The sequence below is a fragment of the Nocardia sp. NPDC060255 genome, assembly GCF_042727395.1.
In the GTDB taxonomy this organism is placed as follows: Bacteria; Actinomycetota; Actinomycetes; order Mycobacteriales; family Mycobacteriaceae; genus Nocardia.
On sequence record NZ_JBHXAU010000010.1, the window covers coordinates 230,864 to 242,275 of the forward strand.

The window sequence follows — 11,412 nt, forward strand, 5'->3', positions numbered from 1 at the left end:
CCATGGAGGTGGTGTCGACGGTCCGCACCGGTGTGCTCGACCATTTCGGTGTGCAGGCGACCGGCGTCGATTCGGCGTCGGTGACGTTCCTCGGGTTGGAGCCGATCGAGATCCTGCGGATCGTCGACGGCGAGCTGGTGCATTACGCGACGGTGGGCGGCTCCCGGCATCCGATGGGCGATCCCACTGCGCTGCTTGCCGATCCGGTGCAGGGACCGCGGGCCGAGCTGGTGCTCACGCTGCGCGGCTCGGCGGCCGCCGGCTCGGGCCTGGCCAAGACGCTCGGCGTGCTCGCCGCCGCGCCCGCGGTGGAAGGTGTTGTGCTGCAAGCGGATGCGCTGATGGACCTGGGCGAGCCGATGTGGCACGGCGCGCCGTTCTCGGCGGTGTTGTTGGGGGACAGCGGGATTCCCGAGGTCGTGCTGCCCGCGCCCGCCGAGCCGGTTCGCTACTTCGCGGTGACGCCGGTGACCGCCACCGAGGCGGCGTGGGTGCGGGTGCGCGGGGCGCAGGCGCTGCGGGATGCGTGGGCCGAGGCGGGAATCGACGTGCGTGACCCCGAAAGAGGCGCTGCCAGCCTGTAATTCGGGCTAGAGCCAGTTGTTGCGGTGGAAGTTGGCGTACAGCACCGCGCAGATGCCGAGGGTGACGGCGATCACCAGCCAAAAGCCCCAGGTCGCTTCCAATCCCGGCATGTGCGTGAAGTTCATGCCGTAAATGCCCGCGATCATCGTCGGTACCGCGGCGATCGCGACCCAGGCCGAGATCTTGCGCATGTCGGTGTTCTGCTGCACGCCGACCTTGGCCAGTGCGGCGCTGATCAGCGCGCTCAGCGCCTCGTCGAAGTCGCTGATGCGGTCGGCGACCCCGGCGTGGTGGTCGGCCACGTCGCGCATGTATCGCCGAATCTCCTTGGGCAGCGGGATGTCCGGCTTGTGCCCGAGCAGCTGCAGCGGGATCGCGAGTGGGTTCACCGCCCGGCGCAGTTCGACGACTTCCCGCTTGAGCTGGTAGATCGACTCGATCGCGACCTGGCTGCGCGGGGTGAAGACCTCTTCCTCCATCGCATCGATATCGAGCTCGACCGACTGGGTCACTTCGATATACGAATCCACCACGTGGTCGGCGATCGCGTGCAACACCGCGCCGGGGCCGAACATCAGCTTGGCCGGATCGGCCTCCAGTTCCTTACGGAGCGAGGCGAGTTCGGAGTGCTCGCCGTGGCGCACGGACACCACGAAGTCCGGCGCGGCGAAGACCATGATCTCGCCGGTCTCCACGATCTCGCTGATGCTGTGCAATTCGTGCTCGACGTAGGCGACTGTGCGCATCACCAGCACCAGCGTGTCGTCGTAGCGTTCCAGTTTGGGGCGTTGATGTTTGGTGACGGCGTCCTCGGCCGCGAGCGCGTGCAGGCCGAATGTCTCGGCGATATCGGCCATCTGGGCCTCGTCCGGATCGTGCAGGCCGACCCAGACGAATCCGGTGCCGCGATTGCCGACCTCGGCCATCGCATCCTTGTGCGTGAATCGGCCGGGCAGTCGCCGACCTTCGACATAGACGCCGCAGTCGACAATCGCCCGCGCGGTCGGGATCGGTATCCGCGGCAGGGCGCGGACCGGGCGGTTCGAACCGCGGAACGACGGTAGCGGCGGAATAGACGGCACAGCGTGATGCTACGTCGCTGCGGAGTGCGGTTCCTGGCGTGCGCACTGTAAGACTGAAGGCGTGCGCATCGACCTCCATACCCATTCGACCGCGTCGGACGGCACCGACTCCCCGGCGGAATTAGTCCGGAACGCGGTCGCCGCCGGCTTGGACGTCGTGGCGATCACCGACCACGACACGACGGCGGGCTGGACCGCGGCGGTCGACGCGCTGCCGAAGGGGTTGACGCTGGTCCGCGGCATGGAGATGTCGTGCATCGGCCTCGGCGAGGACGGCTGGCCGGTGCCGGTGCATCTGCTGGCCTATCTGTTCGACCCGACCGATCGCAGTTTCGCCGACGAACGCGAGCGGCTGCGTGGCGAGCGGGTCGAGCGGGTGCGCGCGATGGCCGACCGGATGGTGGCCGACGGATTGCCGATCGATCCCGATGCCGTGCTCGCCTCGGCGGGCCCGTCCGCGGGCCGTCCGCACTTGGCCAGGGCGCTGGTCGCGGCGGGCGTGGTGCCGAGCGTCGATGCCGCGTTCGAGGAATTGCTCGCGCCGCACGGCCCGTACTACGTGGAGAAGGCCGACACGCCGTTGCGGCGCGCGGTCGAGATGATCGCCACCGCGGGCGGGGTCAGCGTGATCGCGCACGCGCGGGCCCGCAAGCGGGGCAGGCTGCTCGCGCTGGACGACATCCGCGAGTTGGCCACGCTCGGGCTCGGCGGGCTCGAGCTCGACCATCCGGACCACTCCGCGCAGGATCGTGCGGTGCTCGCCGGCCTGGCCGCCGAGCTCGGCCTGCTCACCACCGGCTCGTCGGACTATCACGGCAGCAACAAGACCATCCACCTCGGTCAGTTCACCACCGACCCCGCGCAATTCGAGGTGCTGGCCGGGAAGGCGACCGGCGTGCCGGTGATCGCCTCGTGAAAGTGGTTCGCGGGCTGAGCGGGGTGGTCGCCGCGGGAACCGTGGCGCTGATGCTCGTCGTCGTCGGCACCGCGCTGGTCGCGGCCCGGCGGGACTTCCCCGGTCCGGGCAGTGAATCGGTGACGTGGCATGTGGTGTCCGCGGTGATTGCCGTTGCGGCACAGATTTATTCGGATAAGCGTCGGGGTTTAGCCGCCTTTTCCGGATCTGTGGTTGTTTTTGTTGCCGCTGGATTATTGCTGTGGACCCAGTGGTGGAGTTGATCGACACCGCCCGCTGACAACGGATCGAATACGGCAGCGATAAATATTCCGTTAATGGTTGCGGTTCCGTGAATTGTGGCCGAACATTTCTCTTTGTGGCGGAACTCGAGACGGACGTACTGGTTTTGGGCGGCGGGCCCGCCGGAACCTGGGCCGCCGTATCCGCCGCCGCCACCGGCGCCAGGGTCGTGCTCGCCGACAAGGCCAGATGCGGCACCAGCGGACCGACAGCCCACGGCACCACGTCTCTGTGGAACATCCCGCCCGGACCGGCCAGGGACGAGGCGGTGCATCGCGGCTACGCGCACGGCGGCGGACTCGGCGACCCGGACTGGATGCATCGGGTGCTGGAGGAGACGCACCTGCGCGTCGAACAGCTGGCCCGCTGGGGTTATCGATTCCCCGGCGCGGGGCCGGGTTCCTCGCTGCGGGTGTATCTGGACGGTGCCAGCTACCTGCGCCGGATGCGACGCAGCGTGCTCAACGCGGGCGTGCACATCCTCGATCACCATCCGGCGCTGCAACTGCTCGTCGATAGCGACGGCAAGGTCGCCGGGGCGACCGGGGTGCAGCAGCACAATCGATTCCACGCGTGGACCGTGCGGGCAGGTGCCGTGGTGGTGGCCACCGGCGGCTGCGCGTTCCTGTCCGGCGGGGCGGGCACCGATGTGGACACCGGCGACGGACTGCTGTTCGCCGCCGAGGCCGGTGCCCAGCTGTCGGGCATGGAGTTCTCCAGCGCGTACGGCCTGACACCCGTGGTGAATGTGCCGCGACCGGCCGCGCCGCTGAATTCCGCGCTCGGCCTCGGGCTGCACTTCGCCACCCTCTACGACGAGTCGGGCACGGTCCTGGAAGGCCATCGGGCCGCGGCCTTCGCCGCGATCGCCGACGGCCGCCGGGTGTTCGCGGCACTCGACGACGTGCCCGCCACGATGCGTGGCTGGCTGTCCGAGCAGGGTCTGGTCGACCGCACCGGGCGGGTGCCACTGCGGGCCGTGCTGGAGGGCACCGTGCGCGGCACCGGCGGCCTGCGCCTGGCGGGCCCGGACTGCGCGACCACGGTCGGCGGGTTGTTCGGCGCGGGCGACGTGACCACGAGGGAGCCGATCACCGGCGCGGTCAGCGGCTTCGGCGGTCAGGGCGGTGCGTGGGCCATCGCGTCCGGCGTGTGGGCGGGCACGGGCGCGGCCAGGTTTGCGCGCTCGGCCGACCGGCGCAGCCCGGTGCACGAGGTGGCCGGTGCCGGACTCAGCGCGGTGGCGCGGATCGATCCGCGCGCGGTGGTCGGGCTGGTGCAGGAACACACGCTGCCGTTGCGGCGCAGCTATTGGCGCAGCGCGGGCAGCCTGGTCGACAGCATCGGCGAACTCGACTCGATGTGGCCCGGTGCCGAATTCGACCTGGGCGGTGCCGGTGTGGATCGGTTGCGGGCCAGGCAGGCGGCGGCCCTGCTCGCGGTGGCGCGGTGGACGAAGTACAGCGCGCTGGCGCGGACCGAGAGCCGCGGCATGCATCGGCGCACCGATCATCCAGGGGCCGAGGCGGACTGGCGGGTGCGGCTGATGTCAGGGGGCCTGGACAATGTGTGGGTACGTCCGGACGCGCGGGAAATCGCGGCGCTGGACGCCGGTGTCGTCGGCGCTACCGAGATCGTGGTGGCGCCCGTCCGCGAGCCGTTCCCGCGCGGCAGGCGCGAGGCCCTGGTGCTCGACGCCCGCGGCCCCGCCGTCGCGCACACTAGGGAGGCGGGTGTGCTGAGCGCACGCTCGGCGGCGATCCCGGACGCGCCGGAGATCCTGCCCGAAGGTGAGGACGGGACCGCCCCGCACCTCACACCGGCGGGCCCGATCGCGTTGTGACAGCTCACCGCCGGGCCGCGCCCACGCGAGTTTTCCCTTACCACCTGGTAATTCCGCCGCAGTAGGCTGGATGCCAGCGCGCGACACAGCGGGAACCCGACCGGTTTGGCAAGTCGCGGACCGTGCTGGCAGAATGTGTCGGATTCCTTTACCTAAGCCACCGCCGGGTACTGGAGTTACGGAGATCTCCGCCTCGCGACGCACCGTCGCGACCCGAGGATCACGCCGCATGTTCTGTCCGGACCTACCCGTCCGGCTCCCGCTCCGCGGATCAGTGCCGCGCCACGTCAGCGAATTCGGCTACGGGTTTTCGTGACCCGCCGTACCAGCGAAACGTACCGGTCAGCGCACTCGATGAGCGTAATGAAAATACTTATACCCATATACCCGGCGGTAACCGTCCCCCGGTTTGTCCGGCCCGAGCAGGAGTGAAATCGTGTCACCTGTGACTGACGCACCGAATGCCACTGCAAGTCTTTCCGAAATCACCCACGACGAGATTTTCGCGGGACATCTCGGAGGCAAGCTCTCGGTAGAACTCAGCTCGCCGCTGGCGACCCAGCGCGACCTGTCGATCGCCTACACCCCGGGCGTCGCTCAGGTGAGCCGGGCGATCGCGCAGGACGTCGAGCTCTGCAAGCGCTACACCTGGACCGACCGCCTCGTCGTCGTGGTCAGCGACGGCACTGCGGTGCTCGGCCTCGGTGATATCGGCCCGCGCGCCTCGCTGCCGGTGATGGAGGGCAAGGCGGCACTGTTCAAGAAGTTCGCCGGACTCAACTCGATCCCGATTGTGCTGGACACCAAGGACGTCGACGAGATCGTCGAGACGGTCATCCGGCTGCGCCCCAGCTTCGGTGCGGTGAACCTGGAGGACATCTCGGCGCCGCGCTGCTTCGAGGTGGAGAAGCGACTCATCGAGGCGCTCGACTGCCCGGTCATGCACGACGACCAGCACGGCACCGCCATCGTGGTGCTCGCCGCTCTCAACGGCGCGGCCAAGGTGCAGGGTCGCGCCATCGACCACATGAAGGTCGTGGTGTCCGGCGCAGGCGCGGCCGGGGTCGCGTGCGCGAATATCCTGCTGGCCGCGGGTGTTCGGGACGTCACCGTGCTCGACTCGAAGGGCATCATCAGCCGTGAGCGCGGCGACCTCAACGACGTGAAGGCCGAGCTGGCCACCCGGACCAACCCGCGCGGGCTGGCCGGCGGTGCCGCCGAGGCGCTCAACGGCGCCGATGTTTTCCTCGGTCTGTCCGCAGGCCTGATCGCCGAGGAGCTCATCGCCTCGATGGCGCCGGAGTCGATCGTGTTCGCGATGTCCAACCCGGACCCGGAGATTCACCCCGAGGTCGCGCGCAAGTACGCCGCGATCGTCGCCACCGGTCGTAGCGACTTCCCGAACCAGATCAACAATGTGCTCGCCTTCCCCGGCGTGTTCAAGGGCGCGCTCGACGCGGGCGCGCGGCGCATCACCGAGGGCATGAAGATCGCCGCCGCCGACGCGATCCTCAGCGTCGTCGCCGATGAGCTCGGCCCGGAGAAGATCGTGCCCAGCCCGCTGGATCCGCGGGTCGCCCCGGCGGTCGCCGAGGCCGTCGCGGCCGCCGCGCGCGCCGAAGGCGTTGCGTAGTAACTCAGTTCAGTCGCTGGAAGGCGCCTTATCCCGCTCGGGACGGGGCGCCTTTCGCGTTCCGGTGTGCTGCCGGAGCGACAGATGGATCCAGATGTTCATGGCGATCATCGCGCACAGCGCGAAAATCAACGCCGCCGCGAACACGGGATTCTTGTCCGAGTAGGTCGTCCAGGCGAACAGCAATATCGCCACGAGCGCCACGTAACCGCCGATGAACCTGATACTCACGGGTCAGACGTTAGCCAGGTCCGGTGCCGCGCGTGCGATGTTCAGAGTGAGTGGTCGTCCAGCCATACGCGCGCCACCTCGGCGGGCTTCGCGTGGTCGTCGCGGACATCGCGGATCATCTTGGCGAGATCGTCGGTGGTGAGTTCGCCCGCAACGTAATTCAGCTTCTTGATCTGGCGTTCGTCGAGCGTGCCCTTGCGGAACAGGGGCACCACGTTCTCGGTGCGCACCGCGTACTTGTCGTCGGACAGGATCGTCAGGCCGTCGGTCGCCCCGGGGACGAGGGCGGGCGGGCCGGTCAGCAGCCCGGCGTGAACCTGCCCGTCCAGCAGCGCTTTTCGCAATGCGGCGGCGTCGGGAAACGGCACCGTCGCGGCGAAGTGACAGTCCGCCACCTGCTCCGACGCGGGCGGCAGGGCGATCAGATCCGGCACCGACGCGACGCCGACCGTGAGCGTGCCGCAGCGCGGCGTGAGATCACCGACGGTGCGCACGTTGTCGTGCGTCGCGGCCTCGGCACTGAGCACCACCCGCGGTCGCATATCGGTGCCGTCGGCGGCATCGGTGACCACCAGACCCTCGGGCAGCGACTTGCTCAACGCGGTAGGCACCTTGTCGAGGTCGGGCGCGCGGTCGGTGGCGGTGGTGTCGAGGAAGCCGAGCAGCGCGCCGTTGTGCTCACCGATCAGGTCGATCCGGCCCGCGTCCAGCGCCGCGAGATAGTCGGTGCGACTGCCGGAATGCGGCTGCACCGAGGTGCGCGTGCCGATCCGGGCCAGCGCGCCCGCGTAAATTTCGGCGAGTACGGCCGACTCGACCGAATCACCCGCACCGACCGTGATCTGCGCGCCCTGATCACTGTTACCGCAGGATACGGCCAGTGTGGCGGTCGCGACGACCAGTACTCGAGCCAGCATCCGCAGCGACGCGGGCAACACCATCCGGCGACACCAACTCTCCGAGAGACCGACAGAGCCAACACGAACACCCTGAAGCGGGCAGTATGGACACCCAGAATGTACCGGTGGCTGTGTTGCCCCGGGACCTCGCACTGCCCGTCAGGCCGGAAGGACTCCAGTGAAAACCTCGATCACCCCCCATGCGGCGCGGCATGGCCGGTCGGCGCTGCGCCTCACGCTGCGCGCCACCCGGTTCATCGTCGCCGCCGCGGCGTTGGCCGTCGCCATGATCCTGTCCGCGTGTGGCGGCAACTCCGACCCACTGGCCAGCAAGGGCAACTGCGGCGGCGACGGGCTCACCGTCGGTTCGGCGAACTTCCCGGAGTCCGAGACGGTGGCCGAGGTGTACGCGGAGGTGTTGCGCGTCAACGGATTCAAGGTCGACACCAAGCTGAACATCGGCAGCCGCGAAGCGTACGTCCCGGCCGTGCGTCAGTGCGCCATCTCGGTGATTCCCGACTACAACGGCAACCTGCTGCAGTACCTGGACAAGAGCGCGACCGCGACCAGTGCGGCCGAGGTGAACGCCGCGCTCACCAAGGCCCTCGGCTCGGATCTCGCCATCGGCACCCCGGCTCCCGGTGAGGATTCCGACGCGGTCGTGGTCACCAAGGCCACCGCCGAGCGCTGGAACCTGCACTCCATCGCCGATCTGGCCGCGCACGCGGCCGAGGTGAAATTCGGTGCGCCCGCTGAATTCCAGGAGCGCGCGGGCGGTCTGCCCGGCCTGAAGAAGAACTACAACCTCGACATCGCCGCGAACAACTTTGTGCCGATCGCCGACGGCGGCGGGCCCGCCACCGTGCGCGCGCTGGTCGAAGGTCAGGTGACCGCCGCCGATATCTTCACCACCTCGCCGGCCATCACGCAGAACAACCTTGTCGTGCTGGAGGATCCGAAGCACAACTTCCCCGCGCAGAACGTGGTCCCGCTGTTCAATACCGCCAAGAAGACGGACAAGGCGCTGGCCGCGCTGAACGCCGCCTCGGCCAAGCTGACCACCGCGGAGCTGATCAAACTGAACGAGGCCGTGTCCGGTGCCGCCAAGACCGAGCCCAAGGCCGCCGCGGCGGCCTGGGTGGCCGCGCAGGGACTGAACACGCCGACCGGCTAGGGGAAAACCGTTGTCCGATATCGAATTCCGCGGTATCAGTAAGACCTACCCGGACGGCACCCGCGCCGTCACCGACCTAGATCTGCGCATCGAATCCGGTTCGTTCACCGTGTTCGTCGGCCCGTCCGGCTGCGGCAAGACCACCTCGATGCGGATGATCAATCGAATGATCACGCCCAGCTCCGGCTCGATCACCATTGCCGGACAGGACATTTCGAAGGTCGACCCGGTAAAGCTGCGGCTCGGTATCGGCTACGTGATCCAGAGCGGTGGACTGCTGCCGCACCGCACGGTCGTCGACAATGTGGCGACCGTGCCGGTGCTGCGCGGGGATTCGCGCAGGGCCGCCCGTGCGGCGGCGCTGGAGGTGCTCGACCGGGTGGGGCTGGACCGGGCGCTGGCGAGCCGGTATCCGGCGCAGCTCTCCGGCGGGCAGCAGCAGCGCGTCGGGGTGGCCAGGGCGCTGGCCGCCGACCCGCCGGTGCTGCTGATGGACGAGCCGTTCAGCGCGGTCGATCCGGTGGTGCGGGCCGAGTTGCAGAGCGAGATGCAAAGGCTGCAAGCCGAATTGCAGAAGACCATCGTGTTCGTCACGCACGACATCGACGAGGCGATCACCCTCGGCGATCGGGTCGCGGTGTTCGGACGCGGCGGGGTACTGCAGCAGTACGACGCGCCGGATCATGTGCTGGCCCAACCGGCCACCGATTTCGTCGCGGATTTCGTGGGGCGCGATCGCGGGTACCGGGGACTGTCTTTCCGCTCCGCGAAAGATGTTCCGCTGCATGAGATTCAGACCGCGTCAGCGGAGGCGGTAGCGGCGCTGCGGTTGGACCGCGGCGACTGGGTGCTGATCGTCGACTCGGCCGGTAAACCGCACGGCTGGATCGACGTGACCGGCGTGGAGGCGGTGCGCGGCGGGCGTTCGCTGGCCGACAGCACCGCCGCGGGTGGCTCGCTGTTCACGCCGACCGGCGATCTGCGTCAGGCGCTGGACGCCGCGATCTCCTCGCCGTCCGGAGTCGGTGTCGCCGTGGATGATTCGGGGGCGGTGCGCGGCGGCGTGCTGGCCACCGAGATCCTGCAGCAGCTCGCCGACCAGCGGGCCGTCGAAGACGCCGAGCGCAACCGGCACTTCTTCGAACAGGAAGTGAGCGGCGGGGGACCGACGTGAGGTACCTGATCGACAATTTCGCCGAGATCATGGGATTCACCAAAACCCATCTGTACCTGGCGCTGGTGCCGCTGGCGCTGGGGCTGATCATCGCGATTCCGGTGGGCGCGCTGGTGCGTCGCGTCTCCTGGCTGCGCCGGGTGACGGTGACCACGGCGAGCCTGGCGTACACCATTCCGTCGCTGGCACTGTTCGTGATCATCCCGCCGCTGGCCGGGATCTCCACCATCGATCCGTTGAACGTGATCATCGCGCTGACGCTGTATTCGACCGCGTTGCTGGTGATCGCGGTGCCCGCGGCGCTGGATTCGGTGTCGGCCGAGGTGATCGACGCCGCCGACGCGGTCGGATTCAGCTCGCTGCGGCGCACGCTCACCGTCGACATGCCCCTGGCCATCCCGGTTTTCGTGTCCAGCCTGCGGGTGGTGGTGGTGACCAATATCGCGATGGTGTCGGTCGGCGCGCTGATCGGCGTCGGTGGGGTCGGCAAGCTGTTCACTCAGGGCTATCAGCGTGACTATCCCGATGAGATCGTCGCGGGCATCATCGTGATCCTCGCGCTCGCTTTGATTTTCGACCGTCTCGTCTACGCACTCGGTCGCTGGTCGACGCCGTGGGTGCGGGCCGACGCCAGGTCCGCGAAGGCGAAAGGCGGTGCCGCATGAACCTTTTCATCGACGCCTGGCATTACCTCACCGACGGCGCGAACTGGAACGGGCCCGCGGGCATCGAACATCGTATCGCCGAACATCTTTGGTACAGCTTCCTCACCATCGTCATTTCCGCCGCGGTCGCGCTGCCGCTCGGTCTGATGATCGGCCACACCAAGCGCGGTGCCGCCGTGCTCGTCGGTTTCGCCAACGCCATGCGCGCGCTGCCGACGCTCGGCCTGCTCACCTTCCTGGTGCTCGGCCTCGGGCTCGGGCTGATCCCGCCGCTGCTCGCCCTGGTGACAGTGGGCATTCCGCCGCTGCTGGCCGGTGCGTACGCCGGAATCGCCAATGTCCCAGCCGATGTCGTCGACGCCTCGCGCGCCATGGGCATGACCGAGACGCAGATCCTGTTCCGCGTCGAGGTGCCCAACGCGCTGCCCATCCTGCTCACCGGGCTGCGCGGCGCCACCCTGCAGGTGATCGCGACCGCGACCATCGCGGCGTACGTCAACCTCGGCGGCCTCGGTCGCTATATATTCGACGGCATCAGCCTCTATCGGTACGACCGAGTCCTCGTCGGCGCACTGCTGGTCGCCGTCCTGGCCATGGTGCTCGACGGTCTGCTGGCGTTCGCGGTCTGGGCGAGCGCTCCCGGCACGGGGCGGCTGCGTCGCGCCGATGTCCTGCCGGTGGCCGCCGACCTGCCGGTGGCCGCGGGGCTGAGCGGACGATCCGCGGACTGAGCTGCCGCTCGAGCCACCGAAGTCCGGCCCCGACTGATGTTGGGGCCGGTTTTTTTGTGCGCGCAATCACCATTCTGTTCGAGCGTCCAGTCTTGTGGCTGGATTGTTCCGGGCCGTATATTCCACGTGGAATATTAAGTGTGGAGCATGTCGGAGGCCCGGGCTAACGTTCGCCTCGCGGATCGATCGCTCCCGGC

General features: G+C 68.5%; 12 protein-coding genes. 9 read left to right on the plus strand and 3 right to left on the minus strand.

The features are described 5' to 3' along the window. Positions 1-2: 2 nt before the first annotated feature. Positions 3-584 carry a suppressor of fused domain protein gene (locus ACFWF1_RS20560; protein ID WP_379280740.1) on the plus strand — a complete coding sequence of 194 codons (582 nt, stop codon included), beginning with the start codon at positions 3-5 and terminating at the stop codon, positions 582-584. A 6-nt stretch (positions 585-590) separates the two neighbouring features. Here ACFWF1_RS20560 and ACFWF1_RS20565 read toward each other — a convergent pair whose 3' ends face one another. Then, positions 591-1,667 (minus strand): magnesium and cobalt transport protein CorA, encoded by a 1,077-nt coding sequence (locus ACFWF1_RS20565; protein WP_379280739.1) that lies wholly within the window; start codon positions 1,665-1,667, stop codon positions 591-593. 61 nt (positions 1,668-1,728) lie between these two features. On the opposite strand from ACFWF1_RS20565, the gene ACFWF1_RS20570 reads away from it, so the two are divergent. From ACFWF1_RS20570 to ACFWF1_RS20585, 4 genes are all read left to right on the plus strand, one after another. After that, on the plus strand, positions 1,729-2,583 hold the full coding sequence (locus tag ACFWF1_RS20570; protein ID WP_379280738.1) for a PHP domain-containing protein: 855 nt from the start codon (positions 1,729-1,731) through the stop codon (positions 2,581-2,583). Then, positions 2,580-2,846 (plus strand): hypothetical protein, encoded by a 267-nt coding sequence (locus tag ACFWF1_RS20575; RefSeq protein ID WP_379280737.1) that lies wholly within the window; start codon positions 2,580-2,582, stop codon positions 2,844-2,846. Before ACFWF1_RS20570 ends, ACFWF1_RS20575 begins: the two co-directional genes overlap by 4 nt. A 95-nt stretch (positions 2,847-2,941) precedes the next feature. Beyond that, entirely contained in the window at positions 2,942-4,708 is a 1,767-nt protein-coding gene (locus tag ACFWF1_RS20580; RefSeq protein WP_379280736.1) for an FAD-binding protein, read from the plus strand. 436 nt (positions 4,709-5,144) lie between these two features. Continuing rightward, a complete protein-coding gene (locus tag ACFWF1_RS20585) occupies positions 5,145-6,341 on the plus strand; it encodes an NADP-dependent malic enzyme (RefSeq protein ID WP_379280735.1) in 1,197 nt (398 codons plus the stop codon). 9 nt (positions 6,342-6,350) lie between these two features. Here the strand turns inward: ACFWF1_RS20585 and ACFWF1_RS20590 are convergent, their stop codons facing one another. Further along, positions 6,351-6,572, minus strand: coding sequence for a hypothetical protein (locus ACFWF1_RS20590; RefSeq protein ID WP_379280734.1), 222 nt, complete (start codon positions 6,570-6,572; stop codon positions 6,351-6,353). A gap of 41 nt (positions 6,573-6,613) precedes the next feature. Continuing rightward, on the minus strand, positions 6,614-7,513 hold the full coding sequence (locus ACFWF1_RS20595; protein WP_379280733.1) for an ABC transporter substrate-binding protein: 900 nt from the start codon (positions 7,511-7,513) through the stop codon (positions 6,614-6,616). A gap of 244 nt (positions 7,514-7,757) precedes the next feature. Here ACFWF1_RS20595 and ACFWF1_RS20600 point away from each other — a divergent pair, with 244 nt between their 5' ends. The 4 genes from ACFWF1_RS20600 to ACFWF1_RS20615 are packed head-to-tail and all read left to right on the plus strand — an operon-like array spanning position 7,758 to position 11,215. After that, positions 7,758-8,645 (plus strand): ABC transporter substrate-binding protein, encoded by an 888-nt coding sequence (locus ACFWF1_RS20600; protein ID WP_379281199.1) that lies wholly within the window; start codon positions 7,758-7,760, stop codon positions 8,643-8,645. A 10-nt stretch (positions 8,646-8,655) separates the two neighbouring features. After that, complete coding sequence (locus ACFWF1_RS20605; RefSeq protein ID WP_379280732.1) at positions 8,656-9,819, plus strand: ABC transporter ATP-binding protein; 1,164 nt, start codon at positions 8,656-8,658, stop codon at positions 9,817-9,819. Then, positions 9,816-10,484, plus strand: coding sequence for an ABC transporter permease (locus tag ACFWF1_RS20610; protein WP_379280731.1), 669 nt, complete (start codon positions 9,816-9,818; stop codon positions 10,482-10,484). The genes ACFWF1_RS20605 and ACFWF1_RS20610 overlap by 4 nt, the downstream gene beginning before the upstream one ends. After that, positions 10,481-11,215, plus strand: coding sequence for an ABC transporter permease (locus ACFWF1_RS20615; protein ID WP_379280730.1), 735 nt, complete (start codon positions 10,481-10,483; stop codon positions 11,213-11,215). Before ACFWF1_RS20610 ends, ACFWF1_RS20615 begins: the two co-directional genes overlap by 4 nt. The last annotated feature ends 197 nt before the right edge of the window (positions 11,216-11,412 follow it).